Genomic DNA, 24,728 nt, shown 5'->3' on the forward strand with positions numbered 1-24,728 from the left:
TCACCAGCCGCTACAAGGCACCCACCACGAGGCTCACGCCGCCGATAAGTGAAATGCCAAGCACCACCCAGCGCAGCAGTGGTGCGGAAACCCGCGGCGCCAGCCACACGCCGAGCACGGTGCCGACGGCGAGCGCCGCGAGCTGCGACAGTCCCGGCAACACGATGCCGAGAACGAGCGCCGTCGCGAGGTTCTGCACGATGAAGAAGCTGTGCATGTTGGCGCGGGTGGTGACGGCGGCCCAGCCCGCGTTGGCTGCGTAGATGCCGATCGGCGGCCCACCGACGCCCCCGACCACGTTGAGCAGGGCACTCGTGGCCCCCGTCGAGATGGCGCCCAGCGGATGCCTCAGCCACTTCCATCGCACTCCGCTCGCCAGGATGCCGACCGCGACAATGACCCCGAGTCCGGCCACGAGGGCGAGCCACCTCGTGTCGACGTCCGCGAGCCCCCACGCGATGAGCGGCGTGCAGAGCAGGGTGGGGATCAGCAACCGGGCAACCGCGCCCGGTTGGCCGTGTCGGCCGTCCCTCGCGAGCGGCAGCAGGGAGGAGAGCGCCGCCAGCACGACGACTGCCGCAACGCCCTCGCGCGGGCCGAGGTGCATGATGAGCAGCGGAGCGGAGACGAGCGAGAACCCCATACCGGTCGCCGCCTGCACGAAGGCACCGACCGTGATGCCGAGGAGCGACAGGGCGAAGACGAGGTCGGGGGTCACCTGTCTGCGGCGCTGTCCAGGCGGCAGCGTGATTGGAAGACCATGGCGACCGCCATGAGCACGGCCGGCACGAGAGTGAAGCCGATCACGAGTGCCGTGTGAGCCGAGTCGGCCTGCACGACTTCCTGCCCCGCCGTCGTCGACACGAAGCCGCCGATCGCCAGCACCGCCGAATACACGTACGGGCCGATCGCCGTGCCCGTGGCCTCCGTCGCGGTCCACACGCCCGTGTAGGCGCCCGCCCGAGACGATCCCCGCCGCTCGGCTGCCGCCACCGCATCCGGAACCATCGAGAACGCGAACAGCTGCAGCCCCGCGAAGGAGATCCCGAGCACGACGACGACAACGGCCGTGATCGCCACCCCGAGCATCCCGCCCGCGATGAGCACGAGCGAGCCGCCGATGAAGATCAGCTGCGATAACAGCAGCCCTCGCTGCTTGCCGATGCGCTTCGACACCTTGAGCCACAGCGGGCTGGCGAAGATCGCAGGAGCGAGGAACGCCCCCATGAACAGCGAGGTGAGCCCGGTGTTGCCGAACACGTACTGCGTGTAGAACGGCACCGCTGCGAGGAAGAGGTGCGTCACGGTGCCCGTGAACAGGTAGGAGAGCACGAGCGCGCGGAAGTCCCGGTCGAGCCAGGCGACCTTGAGGTCGCTCCAGAAGGAATGATCGTGGGCATCCGGTTCGCGGAATCCCGCATGCTCGGTCAGCCGCCGCACACCCAGGATGCCGATCACACCGGTCGCGATCATGACCGCCGAGAGCAGGAGCGCCATCTGCGCATAGTCGCCGCGCTCGCCCGACTTCACGAGCGCGGGCGCAGCCACGCCAGCACCAAGCAGACCGACCGTGAGGAACACCATGCGGAACATGAACACCCGCGTGCGCTCGTGGTAGCCGATCTTCAGGTCGGAGGGCGTGGTCAGATACGGCACCTGGAAGCACGCGAAGAGCAGGTTGCCGACGATGTACCACGCGCCGATCCACAGCGCGGCGGTCCACCCCTCAAGCGCCGATGGCACCGAGAACATCGCCGTCATCGCGACCGCGAGGCCGACGCCCCACCACAGCATCCTTCGCCGGTGCCCAATCCTGCGCGCCTGTCGGTCGCTGAGGGAGCCGAGGAATGGATGCACCACCGCGTCGATCACCTTCGGCAGCAGCAAGGTCAGCCCAGCGATGAGGGGCGAGACGCCGAGCGTGTGGGTCATGAAGTAGAGCAGCAGCAGGCCGGGCACCGTGACCCAGACCCCCATGCCGAGCGAGCCGCTCGAATAGCTGGCAAGGTGGCCGAGCTTGGCGCGCACGGGCGCCTCAGTGGCAACGCTCATCGGGTTCCTCCCTGTCGGGCCACAACGCCGGCGGCGAGTGGTGCGCCCTCGAACGCCCCGGACTGGGCGCGCCGGGCGAGTGTGCGGGCGACGATCCGGTCGCTGAGGTGGGGCAGGTGGCGAGCGATGAAGAACTCCACCGCGCCACGTTTCGTGGTCGGCACGTCGCGGCGGGGGCGTCGCCGGAGCGCCGCCAACATGACCTTGTCGACGACTCCCTCCAGCGGCTCGTAGCGACTCATTCCCTCCAACGAGAGGCCGGCAGCCGCCGTCGAGCTGTGAATAGGGCTGCGCACCGACGACGGGTACACCGTCGTCACCCCCACGTGCGTGCCGAGTTCCATGCGGAGCGCATCCGCGTAGGCGACGAGGGCGCGCTTCGAGGCACCGTAGGCCGCCGCGAGCGGCAACTGCATCACGGCCATGCGCGAGGCCAGCATCACGACTCGCCCACGGGACTCGACCAGCGCGGCGACGCACGCCGCGGTCACTCGCCACGCGCCGAGGAGGTTCACGTCGAGTTGGCGGCGCACCTCCGCGCCGGGGGGCAGTTCCGCGGGGGCCGGCCCACCGACCCCCGCATTGTTGATGAGCACGTCGAGGCCGCCCAACTGCGCGATCGCTCGCTGCACGGCATCCGCCACCTGCGCGTCATCGGTGATGTCGCACGCGATGATTCCGGATGCCTCATCTGCAACCATGTCGAGACCAACGACCGTCGCGCCCTCCTGCTGCAGGCGCGCCGTGATCGCGCGGCCGAAGGTGCCCGACGCTCCCGTGATGAGCACGCGCGTGCCCCGTGCATCCTTGAGTCTCATGCGGTCACTCGCTCTCGCTGTGGGGTGGCGGCGCGGCGGGCTCGTGCCTCGCCTGCCCGGATCTCGCGGGGAATCGCGGCCACGTAGCCATCGAAGTCCACACGCATGGCGGGGCGCCGCTGGCCCCACCGCGCGGTCGCGGCCCGCAGGTGTCGGGCAACGGCGTCACGTTGCTCGGCCGGCGACGGCAGTGCGTAGCGGCCCGAGACGTGGGCTGCGAGGAGCTTCGCCTGTGCCTCAAGCACGGGCAGCGCAGCGCCGGTCGACTGCATGAGGCCCACGAAGGCGAGGGTCGGGTCGTCGAGATGAAAGACGCGCTGGTACAGCGGCATCGCCTCCGCGTCGGGGCCGAGCCAGGTCTCGGAGAGAAAGGGAATGGTCACCCGGTAGCCGGTCGCCCACACGATGACGTCCACGGGATCAGAGCCGCCGTCGGTGAACGCGACCCTGTCACCCTCGAGCCGGGCGATGCCGGGCCTCGCGACAACCTCACCATGCGTCATCCGGTGCAGGATCGTGTCACTGATGGTCGGATGGTTCTGGAAGAGGCCACCGCTGGGAGCGGGCAGCCCGTAGCGTTCCGGCCGGCCGATCGCCAGGCCGAGCATCGTCTGCGCGATCGTCTGGCGCAGGCGCCACGGCAGCACGGAGAGCAGGCCGTTGACCTGGTCGGAGGGCTTGCCGAACACATACTTGGGCACGATGAAGACGCCGTGACGCGACGACAGGAGCACGGGACCGCTCGAGACATAGGAGGCGTCGACGGCGATGTCCATCGCCGAGTTGCCCATCCCCACCACCATCACGCGCTTGCCCGCGAAGACCTCCGGGGTGCGGTAGTCGTGCGCGTGCATCTGCTCGCCCGCAAAGTCGCCCTGGTACGCGGGGCTCGGCCAGCGTGGGTCCCAGTTGTGGCCGTTGGCGACGACGACGCGGTCGAAGCGGCCGCTGGCACCGTCGTCGGATGTCACGAGCCAGCCGTCATCGTCACGCTCGACTGACTCCACCCCCGTTGAGAAGCGGATGTGTTGTGTGAGGCCGAAGCGCTCGGCGTAGTCGGCGAGGTAGCCGGCGACGAGGTCAACGCTCGGGTAGTCCGGCCAGTCGGTCGGCATCGGCAGATCGGCGAACTCGGTGCGCGTGCGGCTCGTGTTGAGGTGCAGCGAGTCGTAGGCCGGTGAGAGCCCGCTGCGATTGCCACGCACCCAGAGCCCGCCCGCCCGGTCGCCCTTCTCATAGGTGACGACCTCAGCTCCAACGTCGAGCAGCGCCTTGGTGGCCGCCAGTCCCGCTGCCCCCGCCCCGATCACGGCAATCCGCGCCATGGAACTCCTCACCTCGTTGTGGTCGAACCCAATCTAGAGGCGCGATCCCCAGCGCGGCGTGGATTACTACACCGATTCGTGCCCTCCGCTTGTGCTGCAGCACAAGCACGGCCAGTGTTGGGGCATGGAAGCAGAGTGGGCACCCGTCGCCACCCTCATCGACCGCATCGCCACAGACGACGACCTCCTTCGGGGTGTCGTGACCTCCGTGCGGGCACTCGTTCGCGAATCGGCCGCCCTCACGACGGAAGACATCGTGGGCCACACGCGGGCCCTCATCTTCGCCGCGACGCGGGCTCTCGCCGATCGGCGAGGACCGAGCGAGGCCGAGCTCTCCTTCGTCGAGGACTTCGCCGAGACGCGGGCCAAGCAGGGCGTGCCGCTTGAGGCCGTGCTCGGCGCGGTTCATGTCTCCGAGCGCACGATCTGGACCCGCGCGCGAGAGCTTGCCCCCGCCTCCGGCGTCTCATCCGAGCTGCTGTTCGACGTGCGCGAACTCTACGACGACTGGGCGGAGTCTGTGCGTTCGCGCCTCGTCGTCGCGCACCGCGCCGCGGCGGCGACCGCCAACCCCGTTGCACACGACCGGGATGCGTCGATCCTGCGCAGGCTCTTCGAGGGCGGCACCGCTGCGACGCTCGCCGCGACGGAGGCCGGGTTGCCGATTGATCGCCAGCTGTGGGTGATCGTCGGCCACGGCGCCGACGCCCCTCACTGGCACGCTGCGCTACGCGCGGCATCCGGCCGTCACGTGGCAGCACGGCTCGGCGGCTGGTTCGCCGCTGTCGTCGGCTCACCGCCGGGCGCACTCCCCGTCGCCGGCTCCGCGGATGTTGGGCCCGTCGCCGGCTACGCGGGCCCCGTCACGCCCGACGGACTCGGCCCCGCGCGACGGCTCGCAGAGTCAGCCCTGCCCGCCGCACAGAATCGCGGATGCTCCGGCCTCGTGCATGTCGCCGAGGTGGCGAGTCTCGTGGCCCTCGGCGATCGCCCTGACCTCGCCGCGATGCTGGTTGATCACCGCGCCGCCGAGTGGCGTGAACTGGGAACCTCAGCCCGCCCCGTCGCAGAAGCCGTCGTCGCATGGCTCGAGTGCGACCGGGACGTGGGGGCCGCCGCCGAACGCCTCTTCGTGCATCCGAACACCGTGCGCAACCGTGTGCAGCGCTTCGTCGACGTCACGGGCATCAACGAACGCTCCGTGTTGGGTGCCGCCGACGCGTGGTGGCTCTGCACGACGTGGCTCGCGCTCTGAGAGACTCAATGCACCATCGAGACCCAAAGGAGGACCCCATGCCAAGCATCCCCGCCAAACGCGACTGGATTCTCGCCGGCGTCGGCCTCCTCGCCATCGCCGCGGTGATCGTGATCGGCCTGCTCATCACGCAGGCGCTTAACGGCGACGAGCCGGGAGACGACATTCACCCAACGGCGCCCGCCGACACCCCGCCCGTTTCGAGCCCGCGGCCGATCATCCCGGGCGACGAATAGACGAGAAAGGGCCGCCCCTCGCGGGACGGCCCAAGACTCACGCGGCGATTACTGCGCCGTGTAGCCACCATCGACCAGGTGCTGCGACCCGGTGACGTAGCTCGCCTTGTCGCTCAGCAGGAACAGCACGAGCGCCGCGACCTCATCGGCCGAACCGAGACGACCGATCGGATGCTTCGAGACGAGGCCGTCGTACACATCCTTCGGCAGGCCCGCAAGGAGCGGGGTGTCGATGTAGCCGGGGTGCACCGAGTTAATGCGCACGCCCTTCGGCGCATAGCTGATGGCCGCCGCCTTGGTCATGCCAGCGACGCCGTGCTTCGCGGCGACATACGGCAGCGCGGCCGCGTCCCCCACAATGCCAAGGATCGACGACGTGTTCACGATCGCCCCACCGCCGGCCTTCACGATCTCGGGTGCCTGGAAGTGCATGCCGTAGAACACCGAGTGCAGGTTCACATCCATGAGCTTCTTGTAGCCCTCGATGTCGATGTCTTCTGCGAGCCCCTGCGGCCCGCCGATCCCGGCGTTGTTGAAGGCGAGGTGGAGCGCGCCGTACTCCGAGACGGCGCGGTCGACGGCCGCCTTCACGTCATCGGGGTTGCCGACGTCACCGGCAATCGCTGTGGCCTTGCCGCCCGCGGCGACGATGTCATCGACGACCTTCTGCGCCACATCCTGCTTCAGGTCGTTCACGACGACGCTCGCACCACCCGCGGCGAGTCCCAGCGCGACGGCCTTGCCGATGCCCGAACCTCCGCCCGTGACGAGTGCGATCTTTCCTTCGAATTCCTTGGTCATTTCATCCTCCTTGCGCCCTCGTGGGGTGCTGCTTGGTGAACCGCTGGCCTCGTGGTCAGTCCCTCAATACAACCCGTCTCTGCTGGGAAAATTCCATTCATACGTATACAGGTGATGTTCATGGCTCCGCGACGGGCGGCATGTCCATCGCGCCGAGGTCTGCCGCGGCATCCGCTTCGTCTGCGTGCTCGGGCGGCCACACGACCGTGAAGCGCTCGAACACGACCTCAGCGTCGTCAGACCAGCGGATGCTGCGGGCCTCCGCCACACGCCGCCAATAGCGCGTGTGGCTCTCCAACCAGCCATCGCGGCTGCGGTCACCCTCGCCCTCATCCCAGGCGAAGGCGTCGTCGACGCTGCGCACCGGCCCGAGGCGGAGCTCCGTCGACCTGAGTATGACGACGGGTGCGCCGCGTCCGTCGCAGGCGATCCAGTGTCCGCCGATCTGGGGCAACGGCTGCCGATCGGCCTCGAACTCGGCCACGAGCGTCGCCGTCGCCCGCTTGCCGCCCTCCAGCACGAGCGCCAGGAGGTCGTCCGCCAGCTCGACCGAGTCGCCGAAGAACTCGACCGACGGATGCTCGCCATCCGGCCCCGGCACCGCGTCGCGGTAGGCATGCCAGAGCTCGGCGGCCGCCGTCATGTCGGGCTCAGGCAATGGGGTGGTCATAGGTCTTCCAATCGGGTCGCATCCATCCTGCGTCGCCGCGGGCGAGAGGTCCACCCTATGACGGCGCGCTACGTCAGGAGTGAGCGGGGGCGCAGAGCAAGTCCACCAGCTTCCGCACGGTCAACAGGTTGCGCGCGGTGCCGGGCGCGCCGAGGATGCGCCCCACCCTCGCCATTCCGGGGTCCGCGGTGCCCGCCCCGCCTGCGTAGCGGATGTAGAGGTGTTCGCCCCGCAGTTCCCAGGTGTCCTGCCCCGTGGTCACCTCATGCGCGGCTGCGACGGCATCCGCGGAGGGGGCTCCAGCAAGAAAGGTGACGTACGCGAACTTCGGGTCATGCTCACCGAAGGGGAACTCCCGCAGCGCGGCCTCCAGCTCGGCGCGCGTCCGCGACACGACCTCGCGGAAGAATCCGAACCGCTCCTCGACCTCGCGTTCCAGTGCTCGCGCGAAGTCAGCCGGGTCGCCGGGAGGGGTGCACAGCAGGTTTCCGGATGCAATGTAGGTCGCGACATCCGTGGCCCCCAGCTCCTCCGCGAGGGCGCGCCACTGCGCCATCGGCAGTTTCGCGGTGCCGCCAACGTTGACAGCCCTCACCAGCCAGGCTCGACGCTCCATTCCCCCAGCATCCCACCCGCAGCAGAATAGGAACATGGATGCCACACCCTCCGACGACATCGCCCGCCGCCGCATCCGCGCCACCGTGCACGGGGTCGTGCAGGGTGTCGGATTCCGCTGGGCCGCCGCCGAGCACGCCACCGAGATCGGCGCGAGCGGCTGGGTCAGAAATCAGCAGGACGGCACCGTGCTGGCCGAGATCGAGGCCAGCCCTGAGCAGGTCGACGACATGATCGACTTCCTGCACCGCGGTTCGCAGTTCGCCCGAGTCGACGGTGTCGACGTCGACGAGCTGTCACCCGACGGCAGCGCCGGGTTCACGATCCACTAGGGGACGCTCAGCGGCGGAGGCGTCGAAGCCCGAGTGCGAGCATCCGGTCGATCAGCACGACAACGAGCCCGAGCACCAGGAAGCCGACGAGCAACCAGACCACGTTGACGCCGACGGCACCCCAGCCGAACTCGTCAGCGTCGAGGAAGAAGTAGGGGTAGCGGCTGCCCACCCCTGTGAGCACCGGGCCGAGCTCGGCGCGGATGAACGCGAAGATCGCGTAGGCCGCGGGCGTGACGAGCCACAGCACGGCGTACCACCAGCGGAACCGGCCCTTCGGCGAGAACAGCAACCAATCACCGACGGCGAGCAGCGGCACCCACGTGTGCACGAGGAGGTCCGCGAGGTCGCCGCCGTCGAAGGTGCCGAGCGCGACATCCCGGGGCACGAGCACGAAGTTGTAGACGAGGCCCGTGATCGTGATCGCGACGAGCACGATGCCGGCGAGCCACGGCACGAGCACCGGAAGCGGGCGCCTGCCGCCACCGAGTGCGCCGAACGTGCGGCCCGTCACCCACAGGTAGGCGAGCAGCACGAGCAGGTTGCTCTGGATCGTGAAGTAGCTGAACGACTGCAGGTCGAGCGCGCCCTGGTCGAGCCCCGTGTTCAGGAACAGCCCATAGGCGCACACCACCAGCAGCACGAGCCGCCAGACAAGTGCAGCGAGACGGATGCTTCGCCCCATGCCTTCGCGCGCGGCTCCCCCAGGCGTGCCCGCGGTCGCGCCGGGCAGGTCATCTTCGGCCATGGAGAGAGCCTATGGTCTCCGCTGCCGTCGACACGGCATCCGCACAGACGAAAGCGGCGACGCCGAAGCGCCGCCGCCTGCATCGACAGTCGTCGTGAAATCTACTTGAACGCGTCCTTCACGTTCTCGCCAGCCTGCTTGAGGTTGGCCTTCGACTGGTCCATCTTGCCTTCGGCCTCAAGGCGCTCGTTGTCGGTCACCTTGCCGGTGGCCTCCTTGGCCTTGCCGCCGAGTTCCTCTGCCTTGTTCTCGAACTTGTCACTCATGTGAACACCGTCCTTTCCTATCGGCAATGGGTGCGTCAGACGTTAGCCCCGGAATCGCTCGGTGGCGCATCCTCCCAAGCGACTCACAGCATCCCGGTCGCGTGCCGCGGAGCGACATCCCAAGGACCTGGCGGGAGTCGTTTCGGTGCTATCAAGAAGGGGATGACGAACGACGACCAGGAGCGCGGCAAGCGCGAACGGATGCGCGAGGCCAGCCACAGCCGGCCCGTGCGCTGGCTGGCGCGCGCCGGCCTCTTCGCGAGTGGCATCGTGCATGTGCTCATCGGGGTGCTCGCGGTGGCGGTCGTGCAGGGGTTCCAGGGCAACGCCGACCAGACCGGTGCCCTCGAGGCGGTCGCCGACACGCCCGGCGGCGTCTTCGTGCTGTGGGTTGCCGGGGTCGCCCTCGTCGGGCTCGGCCTCTGGCAGTGGACAGGGTCGCTCACCGCCGGCGCCGACGACTCGAAGATCTTCCCGCGATGGCTGCGCAACCACGCGAAGGCGATCGGCTTCGCCGGTGTTGGCCTGGCATGCCTGGCCTTCGCGATCGGGGGCCGCCCGAACGCCGCCGAGTCGACCCGCATCGCGAGCACCATGCTGATCGACTTTCCCGGCGGCGTGTTCGTGCTCGCGGCCATCGGCGCGATCGTCGGCGGCGTCGGTGTCGCGTTTGTCTTCCGCGGGGGCAGCCGCAACTTTCTCGAAGACATCCAGCCGCCCCACAACCTCCTCGGCGGCGTGATCGTTGTCATCGGCATGATCGGCCACATCATGAAAGGGCTCGCCCTCATCGTCGTTGGCGGGCTCTTCGCCGCCGGCGCCCTCTTCACCGACTCCAGCTGGACCTCAGGACTCGACGGCGCCATCCGATGGCTCGCAGAACTGCCGACGGGGCCCGTGCCGCTCTTCGCCATCGCGGGCGGATTCATGGTGCACGGCCTGTACCTCGCGGCGCGCGGCGTCTACATCCGCCGCTGAACCGCGACTCACCCCACCGCGTCGAGGTACCGCCACCGCCCGTCGACGCGCGCAAACCGGCTCACCTCGTGCTGGCTGCCCGCCGCGGCATCCGCCCCGGGCGTCGGCTTGAAGTACGCGGTGAACTCGACGATGCCGCCGTCGTCGCTGAGGCCGCCCGCCTCGGCACGGTGGATGTCGAGGCGGTACCAGCGCAGACGCTCATCGAGCTCGAGCGAGTCGGGCCGGGTCGACGGATGCCACGTCACCAGCAGATAGTCGGCGTCGCCCACCGCAAAGGCACTGAATCGCGACCGCATGAGCCGCTCCGCCGTGGGGGCGGATGCCTCGCCCCGGTGGTAGCGGCCGCAGCACTCGTCATAGGATTCGCCGCTGAGGCACGGGCATCGCGTGGGTGCAGTCACGCACCCATCATCCCAGCCGCGCGCCCCGAGTGCGGTGAACAGCAACCGTTCTGCTCGTGCCCTCGGCGCGTCGCCTCCGCCACGCCGCCGCGCACGCAGAAACGTTGCTGTTAACCGCATGTAGAAGCGCTGGCCGACCGCCGCAACGGCCGCCCCGTGAAGCTTGCTCCACTACTCGGGAACTCGCCGGCACTACTCCCGCTGCGCGCCTGCGTCTGCGGACTGCGCTGCGTGCCGCTGCTGCGCTTCGAGCCGTTCGGCTTCCTCGCCGCCGATCGCCTCGCCGCGCGCGACCATGCCGGCCGTGTCGGAGAGCGGGATCTGCTTGAGGAAGAGGGCGAGCACGAAGGCGAGCAGGAGGAAGGGGATGAGGTACCAGAACACGGGCGCGAGCGAGTCCGCATACGCCGTGACGATGCCGTCGCGCACCTCGTCGGGCAACTCGTTCAGTGTCTGTGGGTCGAGGGTCGCGGTCGCTTTGCTTGCCGACGCGGCATCCGCCCCCGCATCCGTGAACACCTTCGTGAGGTTCTCTGAGAGACGGTTCGTGAAGAGCGCACCGAAGATCGCGACACCGAGGGAGGCCCCCACCTCGCGGAAGTAGTTGTTGGTGCTCGTCGCCGAGCCGATGTCATTCGGTGCGACCGCGTTCTGCGTCACGAGCACGACGACCTGCATGATGAGGCCGAGACCCGCGCCGAAGAGGAACAGGTAGACGCAGATGAGCCAGACCGGAGTCTCGGCCGTCAGCCCTGTGAAGAGGAGCATCGCGCCCGCCGTGACGAGCGTGCCGAGGATCGGGTAGATCTTGTACTTGCCCGTCTTCGTGATCGCGAGACCCGAGAAGATCGAGGTGCCCATGACGCCCACCATCATGGGGATCATCAGCAGGCCAGAGACGGCGGCGGATGTGCCGGACGACATCTGCAGGAACGTCGGCACGAAGGCGATCGCCGCAAACATGCCGAGTCCGAGCGTGAAGCCGATCGCGGTTGCGTTGACGAAGATCGGGTTGCGGAAGAACGACAGCGGGATGATCGGATCCTCCGCCTTCGCCTCGACCCACACGAACAGGCCCGCCGCGATGAGCATGCCGGCGCCCCACAACCAGGTCTCCGGGGCATCCCAGCCGTGGTCGGCGTTGCCGCCGAACTCGCTGAAGAAGATGAGACAGGTCGTGGCGATCGAGAGTGTCACGACGCCGAGGATGTCGATCTTGTGGGTCGCCTTCTTGCTGGGCAGGCGCAACGCGAACCAGCAGATGAGGAAGGCCGCGATGCCGATCGGGATGTTGATGTAGAAGGCCCACTGCCAGGTCATGTGGTCGACGAAGAAGCCGCCGAGGAGGGGGCCGGCGACGGCAGAGACGCCGAAGATCGCGCCGAGGGGGCCGAGGTACTTGCCGCGCTCGCTCGCGGGCACAATATCGGCGATGATCGCCTGCGAGAGGATCATGAGGCCACCGCCGCCGAGGCCCTGCGCCGCACGGAAGACCACGAAGCTCCAGAAGTCACCCGCGAAGGCACAGCCGATCGAGGCGAGCGTGAACAGGGCGATCGCGACGAGGAACAGGTTGCGCCGCCCCAGCACGTCGCCGAACTTGCCGTAGATCGGCATGACGATCGTGGTCGCGAGCAGGTAGGCGGTCGTGATCCATGCCTGGTGCTCGACGCCGCCCAGTTGGCCGACGATCGTGGGCATGGCGGTCGAGACGATCGTCTGGTCGAGGCTCGCGAGCATCATGCCGGCGATGAGCGCGCCGAAGATGACCCAGATGCGCCGCTGCGTGAGCAGGATCGGCGCGGGCGCGGAAGAAACGGATGTCATGGGGGTTCCTTGCTGGGAGACGGTCAGTTCGGGAGCGCGGCGGCGAAGATTTGCTTGGCCGCGTCGAGTCGCGTTTGGAAGATCTCGGGGAGGGTGTGCGTGTTGTCAGGGCTGAGGAACTGCCGCACGCCCGATTGCACGATCGCGTCACACAGCGTGACCGCCATGTGGGCGACCGGATGCTCGGAGACGAGGCCCTCGCGGGTGCCGACGAGCATCGTCATGTAGTGGTGGTGCTCCTCGCCGCGGCGCATGAGCTGCTCGACGAGCTTGGGCTCGCGGTGGGCGGCAGCGAAGAATGCGCCGGCTTCCGCTGGGGTGAGGCCGATGACCGCGAAATGTGCGGCCGCGAGCGTCAGGAGGTCTTCGAGGAGGTTCGGGGAGATGCCCTTGATGCCGTCGGCACGCCCGTCGAGAAAAGCGTCGACGGCGGCGGGATCGACGCCGTCACCGTATTCGCCGATGACCGCCTGCTCTTTGCCTGGGAAGTAGTTGAAGAAGGTGCGGCGCGAGATGCCGGCGTGCTCGCAGAGGTCTTCGACCGTGAAACCCTGCAGCCCCGACGTGGCCGTGAGGCGCCGCGCGTAGGCGGTGATCTCGCGCCGAAGCTCGGCCCGCCGATCGCTTGCACTCTGAATCACGGAGTGCAGTATTGCACTTGTCGAATCAAAGTGCAAAATACCCCAACTTGGGAACGTGTCGTCGCCCCATCACCCCTGTTACTCTGGCGCCAGATAGTCGCACGGATGCGACGCGCATGACGACGGGGGTGCAGAACGTGAGCGGTTTCTTCACAGGTCCCACCTCAACTCAGCGAACTCAGCAGGCAAGCGCCTTCATCCAGCCGCACGGGATCTCCTTTGGCATCAGCCACCGCGGCATGGATGCGACGATCGTCGCAATCTCCGACTCCTGTGAGCAGCTCTGGGGCCTGCGCCCCGAGGAGATCCTCGACAAGCCGAGCGCCGAGTTCATGGGCGCGCCCGAGCGGCTGCCGGTCAACAGCACGAGCGAACGAGCCGGCCCCATGCGCGTGCACGACTTTCGCGACGATGTCTGGTACTTCACGCTGACCCGCACGTCGGGACAGGCGATGGTGCACCTCGAGCCCTCCAAGCCCGAGGCACGATCGGATGCGACGCTCTGGCTCGCCGAGACCACGGAACAGCTCGAACACTTCACGGATGCCGCCGAGCTGTGGGATCACGGCTGCGCGACCGTCCGCGCGCGCCTCGGCTCCGACCGCGTCATCGTGATGCGGCTCCACAAGGACGCCCACACCGATGTCATCGCGGAGTCGGTCAACGAGGACATCGGTTCCTTGTTGGGCCTTCACGTCCCTGCCCCCCGGGAACCCTCCTCCGAGCTCGCGCACTACTCGCAGTCCCGGTCGAGCAACCTCGTGAATATCGACGCGCTCCCCTCGCTCATCGTGCCGCGGACCGACCATCGCGGCCTGGGCTGGAACGTCTCGCTCTCCCCCCTCGCCCTGGGCGCGCCCCACCACCTCACGGTGCTTCGCAAGATGGGTGGCGTCGCGGCAGATTTCAGCGTCAACCTGCACGGCGACGCGGGCCTCGAGTTCATCCTCGGCAGCCACTCCGTCACCCCGACCTACATCGACCCGCTCGAGCGGGCGGCGATCGAGCTCTACGCTCGCATGCTGCACCACCGCGTCTCCACGCTGCGCCGTTCGGCCAACGCCGCCCGGCGCTCCGAGCTGGCCGAGGTGCAGCACCACATCGTGGAGCGCTTCGGCGACGGCAGCATCGCCGACTCCCTCGCCGCGCACTCGCGTGATGAGGGCGTGCTCGATCTCATCACCGCGGATGCCGCGATCATCTCGGTCGGCACCGAACGCCGGGTCCTCGGCGACCTCGACGAGCACGAAGCCGAGGTCGTAAGCGACACGGTGCGCAACTGGGTCGACACCCTCAGCCGCCACGGCGCCCTGCTCACCGACCGCGTGCGCGACATCCACCCTCGCCTGGCGGATGCTGCACCCCGCGTCGCGGGACTCCTCGCGATCTCGATCGGCGCCCAGGGCGACTTCGTCTGCTGGGTGCGCCGCCCGGTCAGCCAGACGGTGCACTGGCTCGACCTCACGGATTCGGCGCAGGATGCGTCGCCCAGCACGATCCGGCGGCAGACCAACAACGTCGCTGACAGCGCGCGACCGTGGAGCGACCGCGACCGCTTCGCCGCGGAAGAACTCGCGCGAGACGTGCAGGATTCGCTGCTGCGGCGAGCGCAGGCGGAACTCGCGCAGCTTGCCCTCGTCGACGCCCTCACCGGGCTGCCCAACCGCCGCCTGCTGCTCGACCGCCTCGAGAAGGCGATCGGGCGGGCTCACCGCGGCCGCCACTTCGCGCTCCTCTTCCTCGATCTCAACGACTTCAAGGCCGTCAACGACACCTTCGGCCACCAAGCGGGTGACGAGGTGCTCGTCGAGACGGCCCGGCGCCTCGAGGAGGCCGTGCGTGACGGCGACACGGTCGCGCGGCTCGCGGGAGACGAGTTCGTGGTGCTCTGCGAAGACACGCGCCAGGGCGAGGAGGCACTCGTGGCCGAGCGCATCCGCGTGAGCTTCGCCCGACCCTTCACGGTCACGGGCGGCGAGGCCAGGGTGGGTGTCGCCATCGGTGTCGGCCACGTCGAACTCGGGCTCGATGCCCCGAGCCTGCTCGACCGCGCCGACCGGGCCATGTACGAGGCGAAGTCGGAGATGAAGCGCGCCTGAGCTTCAGGCAGCATGACGATGGCCCGGCCGAGCAACGCTCGTCCGGGCCATCGTGGTTGTCGTGCGCTAGCCGATCGGGTCGAACACGTCGTGGTCGCCCACGGTCGCGGCGAGGCGCTCGTTGTGGAACGCCTCATCGCCGATGATCTGCTCGATTGCCAGGATGCGGCTCGCGTAGTGCCCCACGGAGTACTCGGCCGTCATGCCGATGCCGCCGTGCAGCTGGATCGCGTCGAGGGCGATGTGGCGACCCGCGCGGGCAACCTGGATGGCGGAGTGGGATGCTGCGGCTGCAACCTCCGCGTCAGTCGAGCCCTCATCTGCCGCCACGATCGTCGCCCACGTGATGGCACTGCGGGCGAGTTCGAGCGCGACGTACATGTCCGCGGCGCGGAAGGTGAGCGCCTGGAACCTGTTGAGCGTCACGCCGAACTGCTTGCGCGTCTTCAGGTAGTTGACCGTGATGTCGAGGGCCACCTGCATCGCGCCGAGCGCCTCGTGCCCGTAGGCGATGCGGGCGAGGTTGAGCGCCCGCTCGATCGCCACCGACTCGTCACCACCCGCGCCGAGCGGCACGGCTGGGGTGTCGGTGAAGGTCACGGTCGCGGCGCGGGAGCCGTCGTGCGTGCGCTCCGTCTCGGCCGTGTAGCCCTCGGTGACGAGGAAGAGGCCGGTGCCGGCATCCGTCTTGGCTGACACGACCAGCAGGTCGGCGCGCTCGGCCTGGATGACGGGCGCCTTGACGCCGTTGAGCCGGCCGTTCGCGAAGGTCACACTCGGCTCGGTCGACCAGGCCTTGCCGGGCTCGGCCCACGCGAAGACGGGGAGCACGCTGCCCTCGGCGATCGCGTCGAGGTACTGCTCCTGCTGCTCCTCGGTGCCGACGGATGCGATGAGCCCGCCGGCGAGCACGACCGCCTCGACGAAGGGGTCGGGTGCGATGACCTTGCCGAGCTCCTCGGCGACGAGCGAGACCTCGGCGGGCGTCGCCTCGAAGGGGAGGCTCAGCACGCCCATCTCGGCGAGCTGTTCCCACGCCGTGAAGCCGAGCTCGGTGTTGGTCGCGGCGCGCCGCGTCTCGGAGGAGTCGTAGACCTTCGTGACGAGGCCGCGCACGGCCTTGACGAGGTCGAGCTGTTCTGAATCGATAGTGAAGTCCACGTCTACAGTCCCAGGATCGTGCCGGCGATGATCGTGCGCTGGACCTCGTTGGATCCGCCGTAGATCGACACCTTGCGGTTGTTGAGGAAGACCCGCGAGTCGTGACTCGTGAGTGCGGCGGGGCCCTCGAGGTCCATGAGGAGCTCCGAGACGGCCTGCGTGAGCTGCGAGCCCTTGATCTTGAGCACGCTCGACGCCGGATGCGGCTTGCCACCGTCGGAGTGGGCCGCCACCCGCAGCGCGGTCGTCTCGAGGGCGAGCAGCTCGTTCTCGAGCGTGACGATGCGCGCGGCGTAGCGCTCGAGCACGCCGCGCTCCTTCGCAATCGACTTCGCGGTCGCGAGGTGACGCTGCGAGGCGCCGACCTGGGCGATGCCGACGCGCTCGTTGCCGAGGAGGAACTTGGCGTAGGTCCAGCCCTTGTTCTCCTCGCCGACGAGGTTCTCGGCGGGCACGCGCACGTTCTCGAAGAAGACCTCGTTGACCTCGAAGCCGCCGTCGATGAGTTCGATGGGCCGCACCGTGACACCGGGGGTCGTCATGTCGATGAGGAGGAAGCTGATGCCCTCCTGCTTCTTCGCCGCCTTGGGGTCGGTGCGCACGAGCATGAAGATCCAGTCACCGTACTGGCCGAGCGTCGTCCACGTCTTCTGACCGTTGACGATGTATTCGTCACCCTCGCGGATGGCGGTCGTGCGCAGACCTGCAAGGTCGGAGCCGGCATCCGGCTCGCTGAAGCCCTGCGACCACCAGATGTCGATGTTGGCGGTCTTGGCGAGGAAGCGCTCCTTCAGTTCCTGCGAACCGAAGGCGGCGATGACGGGGCCGACCATGCCGGCGTTGAAGGGAAGCGGCTGCGGCACGCCCGCGAGCTGCATCTCCTCGTGCCAGATGTGTCGCTGCAGCTGCGACCAGTCCTGGCCGCCCCACTCGACCGGCCACCCGGGCACGGCGAGGCCCGCGGCGTTCAGAATCTGCTGGCTCTCGACAAAGTCTTCCTTGCTGAGTTCCTGACGGGCCAACACCTTGGTGCGGATGTGCTCCGGCACCTGCGTGGTGAAGAACTCACGCATCTCCTCCCGGAACTTCTGATCCTCCGGGGACAACTGCAGTCTCATAGGGCTCCCTCGCTCTGGACGTGTTGTTCGAGAGTAGGCCCTCGGGCGAGAGCCTACGAACCGGTGCGCGATTCCACCAGCGCGACTCCGGACTGCTGCTGCGCCGATTGGCGTGCGCTACAAGACGCGGCCTCACACACTCCCCCGGCGGCTGTGCGGGGAACGTAATGAAACCCGGCGCAGACCGACACGGCGGGGAAACCTCCCCTGCCTAGCGTCGAGAGTGGCCGGCAGCCGCGGCCCCCCACCCAGACCCTTCGGAGCGTGCCCCATGTCGTATGTGAAACCCGCCGACCTCGTCACCACCATGATCGACGCCGGTGAGTCCAAGGTCCTCATGTCCACCCGCGACACCCTCGTGCGTGCCGCGATGGGCGGTGCGCTCCTCGCACTCGCCGCCGCCTTCGCCATCACGGTGACCGTGACGACCGGGATGCCGCTGGTGGGCGCCATCCTGTTCCCGATCGGCTTCATCATGCTCTACCTGCTCGGCTTCGACCTGCTGACAGGCGTCTTCGTGCTTGCGCCCCTCGCATGGCTCGCCAAGCGGCCGGGCATCACGATCGGCGGGGTGCTGCGCAACTGGGGGCTCGTCTTCGTCGGCAACTTCATCGGCGCCTTCACGGTCGCCGTACTCATGGCGATCGTTGTGACCTTCGGCTTCGCGACCGCCCCCAACGAGGTCGGTCAGCAGATCGGGCACATCGGCGAGGGCCGCACCGTTGGCTACGCCGAGCATGGCGCGTCGGGCATGCTCACCCTCTTCGTGCGCGGGGTGCTCTGCAACTGGATGGTCTCGGTCGGCGTCGCCGGTGCCATGATTGCGAAGGATGTCCCCGGCAAGGCGCTCGCGATGTGGATGCCCATCATGCTCTTCTTCTTCATGGGCTTCGAGCACTCGATCGTCAACATGTTCCTGTTCCCCTCCGGCCTGCTGCTCGGCGGCGACTTCACGGTCATGGACTACCTGATCTGGAACGAGATCCCCACCGTGCTCGGCAACCTCGTCGGCGGCCTCACCTTCACGGCGATTCCGCTCTACGTGACCCACGCCCGCATGAAGGCGAAGCGCGAGGTGCCGCTGAGCACCCCGCGCATCCCCGCTTAGCCCGGACACCGCGCGTGCGCCCCGGGAGTGCGAGAGACTGGCCTCATGTCTCGCGCACTCCCGGCGCTCACGCGCTACCCCATCATCACCGCCACCGTCTCGGTCGGGGTCGTCGTGCTCGGGCTGGAGCTTGCGGGGCAGTCGCTCGTCGCACGCTGGGTGGCGACCATCTTCGTCGCCCTCATCATCGTCTGGACCGTGATCGGCATGGCGAGGGACATCATGCGCGGCCACTTCGGCCTCGACATCCTCGCCGTCATCGCGATGGGGGCGACACTTGCGGTGGGCGAGTACATCGCCTCGCTCATCATCGTGCTCATGCTCTCCGGCGGCGAGGCACTCGAGGACTACGCGCAGCGGCGCGCCGCCCGCGAACTCACGGCCCTCCTCGACCGCTCACCGCAGGTCGCGCATGTGCTCCGCTCTCCCGGTGATGGGGCATCCGAGCGGGTGCAGGATGTCGCAGCCGACGCCGTGCGCGTGGGCGACACCCTCCTCGTGCGCCCGTCAGAGGTCGTTCCCGTTGACGGCGAGCTGCTCACAGAAGGAACCTTCGACGAGTCATCACTGACCGGCGAAAGCATGCCCGTCACCCGTGCCCCCGGCGAGGAAGTGCTCTCAGGATCAATCAACGGCGACAGGGTCGTGCGGATGCGCGCAGTACGCGTGAGCGCCGACAGCCAATACCAGCAGATCGTCACCCTCGTACAGGAGGCCCAGGCCTCACAAGCACCCGTCGTGCGGCTCGCCGATCGTTTCGCGATTCCCTTCACCGCCATCTCCCTCGCTATCGCCGGCACCGCCTGGGCCGTCTCGGGCGACCCCTCCCGGTTCGCCGAAGTGCTTGTGCTCGCGACCCCCTGCCCGCTCCTCATCGCCGCCCCCGTCGCCTTCCTCGGCGGGCTCTCGCGTGCCGCGAAGGCCGGCGTGATCGCCAAGGGCGGTGCCGTGATCGAGCAGCTCGCGCGCGTGCGCTCGGCCGCGTTCGACAAGACAGGAACGCTCACAATGGGGCGGCCGGACCTCGTGCGGGTCGAGGCGGTGGGGGTCGGCGCCGACGAGCTGCTGCAGTTCGCTGCATCCGCTGAACAGTATTCGAGCCATGTGCTGGCCGAGAGCATCCGTCGCGCCGCCACCGCCCGAGGCCTCGACCTGCTGCCCGCGAGCGAGGCGAGCGAAGTCGCCACGGCGGGAGTCCACGCCGTCATCGGAGGGCGAAAGGTCGTGGTCGGCAAGCCCGCGCACATTGCGGAGATCGCACCCGACGCGCGCACGATCAACCTCGAACCGGGGCAGGCCGCCGCCTACGTCGCAATCGACGGGCGCTACGCGGGTGCCCTCGTGCTCGCCGACGACATCCGGCCGGAATCCGCCGCCGTCGTCGACTGGCTCCGCGACACCGGGGTCGAGCATGTCGCCATGTTCACGGGCGACGCCCGCGTCACCGCCGAGAGCGTCGCCGCGCAGGCCGGAATCGCCCACGTGCACGCGGAACTGCTGCCCGGCGAGAAAGTCGCGCTCGCGGCGAAAACCCACCCGCGCCCCCTACTCATGGTGGGCGACGGGGTCAACGACGCGCCCGTGCTCGCCGCCGCCGACGTCGGCATCGCCATGGGCGCCCGTGGCGCGACGGCCGCCGGTGAAGCCGCCGACGCCGTGATCCTCACGGACTCGCTCACGGGAGTGGCCGAAGCCGTCTCCATCGGACGCCACACGCTGCGCGTCGCCTACGCGGCAATCTGGATCGGCATCGCCCTCAGCGTCGGGCTCATGCTCATCGCCACCACTGGGGCGATCCCGGCGGTCGCGGGGGCGCTCACGCAGGAACTCGTCGACCTCGCCACGATCCTCTACGCCCTGCGCGCCCTGACAGGACCCCGGCTGGCGCTTCGCACTTCGACGCCAGCCGGGACACTCACGTCAGCAGCGTCTCCCCGATGAACCCGCCCTCCTCGCAACCGGGAGGCATCGCAAAGACCGCCGAACCGATCGGGGTCGTCCACTCGTTGAGCAGGTCGAGTTCGTCGAGACGGCGTTGAATGGGCACGAACTGGGCCGCGACATCCGCCTGGAGTGAAACGAACAGCAGGCCGGAGTCGGAGACCTCCGCCCCCACAGGGGACTCGTCGTAGTTGTAGGCGCGGCGGAAGATCACCTCCTCGCCCCGCGACCGCCGCACGTGCGAGAACGCGGGGATCAGAGGGAACCCGACGGCGGACTTCGCCTCAAGGTCCGGTTCGTCGAACTCCGCTCGCGCTCCCTCCGAGCTGCTCGTGAGCGGGGCACCGTTCGACTGGAACCGCCCGAGCGCCTGGTCGCGGCCACTGCGGTCGAGGCGATCCCAACCGTCCAGGTCCATGTGGATGCGCCGCAGGACCAAGCCGGTACCGCCCGCCATCCACCCCTCGTTCGACCACACGGCGCGCTCGAACTCGGGGGTTCCCGGCACGGGGTTGCTCGTGCCATCCACCTGTCCGAACAGGTTGCGCATAGTGGTGCCCGAGCGTTCCGAGCCGTGCGCTCGCCGGAATCCTCGCTGCGACCATCGCAGGCGGGCGAAGGAGCGAGCATCCTTGAGCAGCATCCGCACCGCGTGCGCCACCGTCACCTGGTCGTCGGCGGCCACCTGCAGCAGCAGGTCACCATCGCTGAACTCCGGGCGCAGCCGATCGATGCCGAAGGCGGGCAAGGGGGCGAGCCACTCTGGCGCCCGCCCACCCACGCGCGACACCAGGCCGGGCCCGAAACCGAACGTCACGGTGAGCCGGGCGGGTGTCACCGCCAGTTCCGGCTCCGTGTCGGCGAGGGGAGGCAGCCCCCGGGTCAGACGGGAGGCATCGTCGCTCAGGATACGCATGAGGCGCCGCAGCCCGTCTCGGTCCACCTCCGGCAGCAGGTCGAGGGCGATGAACACCGCATGCGCCTGCGGCTCCGTATCGAGCCCGACCTGGTGCACACCATGGAACGGGACCGTCTCCTCGCCATGCAGCGGCTGCGCCACCGGCGCATCCGCCGCCGGGCGCATCGCCCGATCGATCCCCATCGCCGCGACCGCCCCCACACCGGCGGCAGCACCCCCGAGGAGGAACTGCCGCCGGGTGGCGACAAGACGGCGGGCGCGGGCGGTTGCGTCACCCGCAGGCATCAGTGGCCGCCGGAGTGTTCGGCCTCACCCTCGTAGTTCTCGTTCGCGCCCGCGAAGTCCTTCACGGGTGCCGAGAACTCGAGCATGGACCCATCGGAGAAGCGCAACTCGACGCTGATCTCCTCACCCGGCGAGAGAGGGCCCGTCAGGCCCATGAGCATGAGGTGGTCCCCGCCCGGTTCGAGCACACGCTGGCCATTCGCGGCGATCGTGAAACCGCCGGAAACCTCGCGCATCGTCATGGTGCCGGACGCGTCCGCCACCGTCTCGTGCAGTTCGGTCGCCGACGCCGCATCCGTCGTCGCGGACACGACCGTCGCCTCTGCGTCGCCGCCATTGCCGAGCACCACGAAAAGGCCCGTCATGCCGGCGTCGCCCGCCTTCACCCACGCGTCGGAGACCGTGACCACCTCGGCGGAGGAGGAAGCGGATGTCGCAGCATCCGTCGCGTCCTGCACGGCACAGCCCGCCAGCATGGCGAGCAGGCCGAAGGGCACGAGGGCAGCACTCATCCGGCGCCTCCGCACTGTCGTGCTGCGGGGCGCCATCGTTGCGGCGGTCACCGTGCGCTCGTCTCCGAGTCGCGGCGACCGCGCCGACGGACTACGACAACCACGACAGCGATGACGGCCGCCGCGATCACGACGATCGCTGCGATGACGCCGACGCTGAACCCATCACCCTCGTCGCTCGCTTCGCTGTCGACCACCGCATCGTCTGATGTCGCCTCGGGGGTCTGCTCGGGCTCCTCCGTCTCCTCAGGCGCCTGTGGTTCCTCCGAAGGCTCTGCGGGGGCATCCACCGTGAACGGCACGACACCAGAGATCGGGTGGCCGTCCTCTGAGACAACCTGCCAGCTCGCCTCGTAGGCACCACCGGGCATCCCGTCTGCGAGCGGCACCGTCACCCGGCTGCCCTCAACGACCGGGGCGGAATCGACCCAGTCGCGACCCTCGGCATCGGCCACAACGACGAGCGTCGACGAATCACCCAGGGTCATCAGTGCGCCAGAGAACTCGAGCACAAGCTGCTCGGGAGCCGACTCGAGCACCGCGCCCGAGGCCGGGTCACTGCCGACGAGCGAATCATGGGCAGCCGCGGGAAGCGCGGGCACGGCGACGGCACCCAGGGCGAGCGCCGCCCCGGCGGCGAGCGCACCCAGGCGCGAAATGAATGTGGAACGGGACATGTGTGAAACCTTTCTCTCGACGCCACAGGAGGGCGTCACTCGCGTTCTTGTGGGAAATTCAGAAGGCGAGTGCGAGAGGAGGGCCGCGGCGCGGATGCGACGCGCGGGCGAGACACGACGAGAGCGACAGGCCAGAGAACTGTGGCAGGGGCATCCGCTCTGCGGCCACTCCCACCGGTTCGAGGTGCGCGGGCATGACCCGCGCGGCAACCCAGGCGACGGCACAGCCGGCGATGCGACGGATGCGCGCCAGCGCGGACTCCCCGCGGTGCACGGCGACGATCGTCACGGCAGCGGCGATGCCGTGCCACAGCCACATCACGCCCGAGTCATAGGACGCAGCGCCGACGCTCGACTCCGCGGCAACCATGACGAGGCCGTGCGAGCCGTGCCCCGCAGTCGAGGACACGAGCGCGGTCGAGCCTCCCGAAGCGCCGATGACGAACAGCGTGTGGAAGAAGAATTGACTCACGCCCACCGATACGGCGAGCCGACCGAGTGAGAGACTCCAGCGCGCGAGGGCGATACACACAGGGAGCGAGAGCATCCACGGAGTGAGGATTCCGAGCCAGCCGGGAACCTCGCCCCCGCCGAGCACGTGCGAAAGCAGGGCAATGAAGGTCGCCACCGTGGCGGCGGCGACCCCGCGCACCGCATGCCGCTGGCGAGACGACTCCATACGTCCATTGTCCCACCGCGTCGATGGGTGCCCACACACGACGAAAGCCCCGCCGATCGGCGGGGCCTTCTGCTGGTGGACCCTAGGAGATTCGAACTCCTGACCTCCTCGATGCGAACGAGGCGCGCTACCAACTGCGCCAAGGGCCCTCAAGCGGTATCTACGATAACACCATCGCGGAGGCGGACCGCACGGGATTCGTCAGACCGCGCGACGGCGGCGCAGCGCCTCGTTGATGTCGGCCGGCGCGAGGTCGAGGTCGTCGATGACACCCATGCTCGCGAAGCGGCTCGGTGCCTTCTCGGCGGGAGCGGGAGAAGCGGATGCCGCGGGCACGCCCTGAGCGGCCGCCGGCGCCTGCTCCGCCTGGCTCGCGCGCAGGGCCTGCTCGGCGCGAGCGGACGCCTCCTTCAGCTCCGCGGCGTGATCGCGAGACGGCACGGTGGCGTCGGCTTGCTCGACGGCGACCGGCCGGGCGAGGCGGGCCGCGGCATCCGCGAAGCTGACATGCGGCACGGCGGGGGCCTCCGGCCGTGAGAGGTAGAGCGGCTTGGGGATGGGGTTCGGCGTCCAGCCCGGCTTGGCCTCGGCATTCGCGGAGGGCTTCTCCCAGAGGTCCTGCACGGGGGTCGAAACCTTGGGCGCCTGCTGCACGACGTCAGCGAGCTGCCTGCGCGCCTTCGACACGGCAGCAAGCTGGCCGAGCAGCACGGTGGCACCCGCGGCGACGACGACGGATGCCACGAGGAGCACGGCACCCATCCCTGACACCGCCTGCACGCCTCCAGCGATGATGCCGACGATCGACGCGGCGAGCACGAGCGTCGAGATCAGGCGCGAACGACGAAGTCGGCGGGAAGCGAGCGAGGTACGGGCGACATCCGCCGCGATCGCGGGCTGGGTCTCGGCAAGTCGGTGGGCGGCGGCGCGCGCGTCGGCGGCCCGTTGGGCCCGCTCGATGGCACGGGTGCGCTGCATTTCGCGGTGCATGACCTTCTCCTGTTCGGCGACGCTGCGCGCCGAGTTCTCGACCCGCACCTGCTCAGGCATCTCAGCTGTCTCGGCGAGGATGCGGAGCGTCTGCTGCAGTCGCACGGTGTTGCGTTCGGTCGAGAGGTACTCGCGGCGACGGAACCACGTCGGCACCAGATAGGCGAGCCAGAGCACCGCGGCGAGCGCGATGACCACGCTCGAACTGAGCCCCTCGAATCCCATGCCCCCAACGGTACGAGTGGGGCGGCATAACGGGCGTCAGGTCATG

Annotated in this window: 26 protein-coding genes and 1 tRNA gene; 7 read left to right on the forward strand and 20 right to left on the reverse strand. The window is 68.8% G+C overall.

The features are described 5' to 3' along the window. Positions 1 to 10: 10 nt before the first annotated feature. From ACIQK7_RS02455 to ACIQK7_RS02470, 4 genes are read right to left on the reverse strand one after another with little or no spacing between them, the layout of a single operon-like run. Complete coding sequence (locus ACIQK7_RS02455; RefSeq protein ID WP_403020907.1) at positions 11 to 718, reverse strand: TSUP family transporter; 708 nt, start codon at positions 716 to 718, stop codon at positions 11 to 13. Next, the gene (locus ACIQK7_RS02460) at positions 715 to 2,052 is read right to left on the reverse strand and encodes an MFS transporter (protein WP_403020909.1); all 1,338 of its coding nucleotides are present in this window, start codon (positions 2,050 to 2,052) and stop codon (positions 715 to 717) included. The genes ACIQK7_RS02455 and ACIQK7_RS02460 overlap by 4 nt, the downstream gene beginning before the upstream one ends. Further along, a complete protein-coding gene (locus ACIQK7_RS02465) occupies positions 2,049 to 2,870 on the reverse strand; it encodes an SDR family NAD(P)-dependent oxidoreductase (protein WP_325209367.1) in 822 nt (273 codons plus the stop codon). The genes ACIQK7_RS02460 and ACIQK7_RS02465 overlap by 4 nt, the downstream gene beginning before the upstream one ends. Beyond that, on the reverse strand, positions 2,867 to 4,195 hold the full coding sequence (locus tag ACIQK7_RS02470) for an NAD(P)-binding domain-containing protein (RefSeq protein WP_325209368.1): 1,329 nt from the start codon (positions 4,193 to 4,195) through the stop codon (positions 2,867 to 2,869). The genes ACIQK7_RS02465 and ACIQK7_RS02470 overlap by 4 nt, the downstream gene beginning before the upstream one ends. Positions 4,196 to 4,319: 124 nt before the next feature. On the opposite strand from ACIQK7_RS02470, the gene ACIQK7_RS02475 reads away from it, so the two are divergent. Then, a complete protein-coding gene (locus ACIQK7_RS02475; protein ID WP_403020911.1) occupies positions 4,320 to 5,450 on the forward strand; it encodes a helix-turn-helix domain-containing protein in 1,131 nt (376 codons plus the stop codon). A 38-nt stretch (positions 5,451 to 5,488) separates the two neighbouring features. After that, entirely contained in the window at positions 5,489 to 5,686 is a 198-nt protein-coding gene (locus tag ACIQK7_RS02480; RefSeq protein ID WP_403020912.1) for a hypothetical protein, read from the forward strand. 48 nt (positions 5,687 to 5,734) lie between these two features. On the opposite strand, the gene ACIQK7_RS02485 is transcribed toward ACIQK7_RS02480, so the two are convergent. The 3 genes from ACIQK7_RS02485 to ACIQK7_RS02495 form a co-directional block, all read right to left on the reverse strand. After that, positions 5,735 to 6,487 carry an SDR family NAD(P)-dependent oxidoreductase gene (locus ACIQK7_RS02485; protein WP_403020914.1) on the reverse strand — a complete coding sequence of 251 codons (753 nt, stop codon included), beginning with the start codon at positions 6,485 to 6,487 and terminating at the stop codon, positions 5,735 to 5,737. A gap of 118 nt (positions 6,488 to 6,605) precedes the next feature. Then, the gene (locus tag ACIQK7_RS02490) at positions 6,606 to 7,157 is read right to left on the reverse strand and encodes an ASCH domain-containing protein (RefSeq protein ID WP_403020916.1); all 552 of its coding nucleotides are present in this window, start codon (positions 7,155 to 7,157) and stop codon (positions 6,606 to 6,608) included. Between the two features lie 73 nt (positions 7,158 to 7,230). Then, entirely contained in the window at positions 7,231 to 7,773 is a 543-nt protein-coding gene (locus ACIQK7_RS02495; protein ID WP_403020919.1) for a DUF1697 domain-containing protein, read from the reverse strand. A gap of 34 nt (positions 7,774 to 7,807) precedes the next feature. Between ACIQK7_RS02495 and ACIQK7_RS02500 the strand changes: the two genes are divergently transcribed. Then, entirely contained in the window at positions 7,808 to 8,104 is a 297-nt protein-coding gene (locus tag ACIQK7_RS02500) for an acylphosphatase (protein ID WP_403020921.1), read from the forward strand. Between the two features lie 7 nt (positions 8,105 to 8,111). Here ACIQK7_RS02500 and ACIQK7_RS02505 read toward each other — a convergent pair whose 3' ends face one another. Both ACIQK7_RS02505 and ACIQK7_RS02510 read right to left on the reverse strand, forming a co-directional pair. After that, complete coding sequence (locus tag ACIQK7_RS02505; protein WP_403020923.1) at positions 8,112 to 8,852, reverse strand: Pr6Pr family membrane protein; 741 nt, start codon at positions 8,850 to 8,852, stop codon at positions 8,112 to 8,114. A gap of 101 nt (positions 8,853 to 8,953) precedes the next feature. Then, the gene (locus tag ACIQK7_RS02510) at positions 8,954 to 9,118 is read right to left on the reverse strand and encodes a CsbD family protein (RefSeq protein ID WP_147722482.1); all 165 of its coding nucleotides are present in this window, start codon (positions 9,116 to 9,118) and stop codon (positions 8,954 to 8,956) included. Between the two features lie 162 nt (positions 9,119 to 9,280). Here ACIQK7_RS02510 and ACIQK7_RS02515 point away from each other — a divergent pair, with 162 nt between their 5' ends. Continuing rightward, positions 9,281 to 10,096 (forward strand): DUF1206 domain-containing protein, encoded by an 816-nt coding sequence (locus ACIQK7_RS02515; RefSeq protein ID WP_403020927.1) that lies wholly within the window; start codon positions 9,281 to 9,283, stop codon positions 10,094 to 10,096. An 8-nt stretch (positions 10,097 to 10,104) separates the two neighbouring features. Here ACIQK7_RS02515 and ACIQK7_RS02520 read toward each other — a convergent pair whose 3' ends face one another. From ACIQK7_RS02520 to ACIQK7_RS02530, 3 genes are all read right to left on the reverse strand, one after another. Further along, complete coding sequence (locus ACIQK7_RS02520) at positions 10,105 to 10,500, reverse strand: YchJ family protein (protein WP_403020929.1); 396 nt, start codon at positions 10,498 to 10,500, stop codon at positions 10,105 to 10,107. Positions 10,501 to 10,692: 192 nt separating this feature from the next. Next, positions 10,693 to 12,327 carry an MDR family MFS transporter gene (locus ACIQK7_RS02525; protein WP_403020931.1) on the reverse strand — a complete coding sequence of 545 codons (1,635 nt, stop codon included), beginning with the start codon at positions 12,325 to 12,327 and terminating at the stop codon, positions 10,693 to 10,695. 23 nt (positions 12,328 to 12,350) lie between these two features. After that, a complete protein-coding gene (locus ACIQK7_RS02530) occupies positions 12,351 to 12,968 on the reverse strand; it encodes a TetR/AcrR family transcriptional regulator (protein ID WP_403020933.1) in 618 nt (205 codons plus the stop codon). Positions 12,969 to 13,084: 116 nt separating this feature from the next. Here ACIQK7_RS02530 and ACIQK7_RS02535 point away from each other — a divergent pair, with 116 nt between their 5' ends. Further along, positions 13,085 to 15,067: a diguanylate cyclase domain-containing protein gene (locus ACIQK7_RS02535; RefSeq protein ID WP_403020936.1), complete on the forward strand. Its 1,983-nt coding sequence runs from the start codon at positions 13,085 to 13,087 to the stop codon at positions 15,065 to 15,067. Between the two features lie 66 nt (positions 15,068 to 15,133). On the opposite strand, the gene ACIQK7_RS02540 is transcribed toward ACIQK7_RS02535, so the two are convergent. Beyond that, positions 15,134 to 16,228: an acyl-CoA dehydrogenase family protein gene (locus tag ACIQK7_RS02540; RefSeq protein WP_403020938.1), complete on the reverse strand. Its 1,095-nt coding sequence runs from the start codon at positions 16,226 to 16,228 to the stop codon at positions 15,134 to 15,136. A 2-nt stretch (positions 16,229 to 16,230) separates the two neighbouring features. Further along, positions 16,231 to 17,346, reverse strand: a complete 1,116-nt coding sequence (locus ACIQK7_RS02545) for an acyl-CoA dehydrogenase family protein (RefSeq protein WP_403020940.1) — start codon at positions 17,344 to 17,346, stop codon at positions 16,231 to 16,233. A gap of 271 nt (positions 17,347 to 17,617) precedes the next feature. Here ACIQK7_RS02545 and ACIQK7_RS02550 point away from each other — a divergent pair, with 271 nt between their 5' ends. Next, positions 17,618 to 18,454 (forward strand): formate/nitrite transporter family protein, encoded by an 837-nt coding sequence (locus ACIQK7_RS02550; RefSeq protein WP_403020942.1) that lies wholly within the window; start codon positions 17,618 to 17,620, stop codon positions 18,452 to 18,454. Positions 18,455 to 18,499: 45 nt separating this feature from the next. Further along, entirely contained in the window at positions 18,500 to 20,395 is a 1,896-nt protein-coding gene (locus ACIQK7_RS02555; RefSeq protein WP_403020944.1) for a heavy metal translocating P-type ATPase, read from the forward strand. On the opposite strand, the gene ACIQK7_RS02560 is transcribed toward ACIQK7_RS02555, so the two are convergent. The 6 genes from ACIQK7_RS02560 to ACIQK7_RS02585 form a co-directional block, all read right to left on the reverse strand. Beyond that, positions 20,370 to 21,599: a Dyp-type peroxidase gene (locus tag ACIQK7_RS02560; RefSeq protein WP_403020946.1), complete on the reverse strand. Its 1,230-nt coding sequence runs from the start codon at positions 21,597 to 21,599 to the stop codon at positions 20,370 to 20,372. The two genes, ACIQK7_RS02555 and ACIQK7_RS02560, sit on opposite strands and share 26 nt — an antisense overlap. Further along, positions 21,599 to 22,162 carry a copper chaperone PCu(A)C gene (locus tag ACIQK7_RS02565; protein WP_403020948.1) on the reverse strand — a complete coding sequence of 188 codons (564 nt, stop codon included), beginning with the start codon at positions 22,160 to 22,162 and terminating at the stop codon, positions 21,599 to 21,601. Before ACIQK7_RS02565 ends, ACIQK7_RS02560 begins: the two co-directional genes overlap by 1 nt. Continuing rightward, a complete protein-coding gene (locus ACIQK7_RS02570; protein ID WP_403020950.1) occupies positions 22,159 to 22,788 on the reverse strand; it encodes a copper resistance protein CopC in 630 nt (209 codons plus the stop codon). Before ACIQK7_RS02570 ends, ACIQK7_RS02565 begins: the two co-directional genes overlap by 4 nt. 58 nt (positions 22,789 to 22,846) lie before the next feature. After that, on the reverse strand, positions 22,847 to 23,467 hold the full coding sequence (locus ACIQK7_RS02575; protein ID WP_403020952.1) for a hypothetical protein: 621 nt from the start codon (positions 23,465 to 23,467) through the stop codon (positions 22,847 to 22,849). Between the two features lie 73 nt (positions 23,468 to 23,540). Further along, a tRNA-Ala gene (locus ACIQK7_RS02580) sits at positions 23,541 to 23,616 on the reverse strand. A 52-nt stretch (positions 23,617 to 23,668) separates the two neighbouring features. Continuing rightward, the gene (locus ACIQK7_RS02585) at positions 23,669 to 24,682 is read right to left on the reverse strand and encodes a hypothetical protein (RefSeq protein ID WP_403020954.1); all 1,014 of its coding nucleotides are present in this window, start codon (positions 24,680 to 24,682) and stop codon (positions 23,669 to 23,671) included. Positions 24,683 to 24,728: the final 46 nt, after the last annotated feature.

It is taken from the genome of Salinibacterium sp. GXW1014 (genome assembly GCF_044769865.1).
Classification (GTDB): Bacteria; Actinomycetota; Actinomycetes; order Actinomycetales; family Microbacteriaceae; genus Homoserinimonas.

Excerpts from the sequence above, each read along its gene's own strand:
- ACIQK7_RS02560 (WP_403020946.1), bottom strand. The coding sequence starts at position 21,599 with ATGCCTGCGGGTGACGCAACCGCCCGCGCCCGCCGTCTTGTCGCCACC.
- ACIQK7_RS02525 (WP_403020931.1), bottom strand. The coding sequence starts at position 12,327 with ATGACATCCGTTTCTTCCGCGCCCGCGCCGATCCTGCTCACGCAGCGG.
- ACIQK7_RS02515 (WP_403020927.1), top strand. The coding sequence starts at position 9,281 with ATGACGAACGACGACCAGGAGCGCGGCAAGCGCGAACGGATGCGCGAG.
- ACIQK7_RS02475 (WP_403020911.1), top strand. The coding sequence starts at position 4,320 with ATGGAAGCAGAGTGGGCACCCGTCGCCACCCTCATCGACCGCATCGCC.
- ACIQK7_RS02510 (WP_147722482.1), bottom strand. The coding sequence starts at position 9,118 with ATGAGTGACAAGTTCGAGAACAAGGCAGAGGAACTCGGCGGCAAGGCC.
- ACIQK7_RS02500 (WP_403020921.1), top strand. The coding sequence starts at position 7,808 with ATGGATGCCACACCCTCCGACGACATCGCCCGCCGCCGCATCCGCGCC.
- ACIQK7_RS02480 (WP_403020912.1), top strand. The coding sequence starts at position 5,489 with ATGCCAAGCATCCCCGCCAAACGCGACTGGATTCTCGCCGGCGTCGGC.
- ACIQK7_RS02505 (WP_403020923.1), bottom strand. The coding sequence starts at position 8,852 with ATGGCCGAAGATGACCTGCCCGGCGCGACCGCGGGCACGCCTGGGGGA.
- ACIQK7_RS02575 (WP_403020952.1), bottom strand. The coding sequence starts at position 23,467 with ATGGAGTCGTCTCGCCAGCGGCATGCGGTGCGCGGGGTCGCCGCCGCC.
- ACIQK7_RS02490 (WP_403020916.1), bottom strand. The coding sequence starts at position 7,157 with ATGACCACCCCATTGCCTGAGCCCGACATGACGGCGGCCGCCGAGCTC.
- ACIQK7_RS02550 (WP_403020942.1), top strand. The coding sequence starts at position 17,618 with ATGTCGTATGTGAAACCCGCCGACCTCGTCACCACCATGATCGACGCC.
- ACIQK7_RS02585 (WP_403020954.1), bottom strand. The coding sequence starts at position 24,682 with ATGGGATTCGAGGGGCTCAGTTCGAGCGTGGTCATCGCGCTCGCCGCG.
- ACIQK7_RS02460 (WP_403020909.1), bottom strand. The coding sequence starts at position 2,052 with ATGAGCGTTGCCACTGAGGCGCCCGTGCGCGCCAAGCTCGGCCACCTT.
- ACIQK7_RS02570 (WP_403020950.1), bottom strand. The coding sequence starts at position 22,788 with ATGTCCCGTTCCACATTCATTTCGCGCCTGGGTGCGCTCGCCGCCGGG.
- ACIQK7_RS02535 (WP_403020936.1), top strand. The coding sequence starts at position 13,085 with ATGACGACGGGGGTGCAGAACGTGAGCGGTTTCTTCACAGGTCCCACC.
- ACIQK7_RS02470 (WP_325209368.1), bottom strand. The coding sequence starts at position 4,195 with ATGGCGCGGATTGCCGTGATCGGGGCGGGGGCAGCGGGACTGGCGGCC.
- ACIQK7_RS02555 (WP_403020944.1), top strand. The coding sequence starts at position 18,500 with ATGTCTCGCGCACTCCCGGCGCTCACGCGCTACCCCATCATCACCGCC.
- ACIQK7_RS02495 (WP_403020919.1), bottom strand. The coding sequence starts at position 7,773 with ATGGAGCGTCGAGCCTGGCTGGTGAGGGCTGTCAACGTTGGCGGCACC.
- ACIQK7_RS02485 (WP_403020914.1), bottom strand. The coding sequence starts at position 6,487 with ATGACCAAGGAATTCGAAGGAAAGATCGCACTCGTCACGGGCGGAGGT.
- ACIQK7_RS02545 (WP_403020940.1), bottom strand. The coding sequence starts at position 17,346 with ATGAGACTGCAGTTGTCCCCGGAGGATCAGAAGTTCCGGGAGGAGATG.
- ACIQK7_RS02465 (WP_325209367.1), bottom strand. The coding sequence starts at position 2,870 with ATGAGACTCAAGGATGCACGGGGCACGCGCGTGCTCATCACGGGAGCG.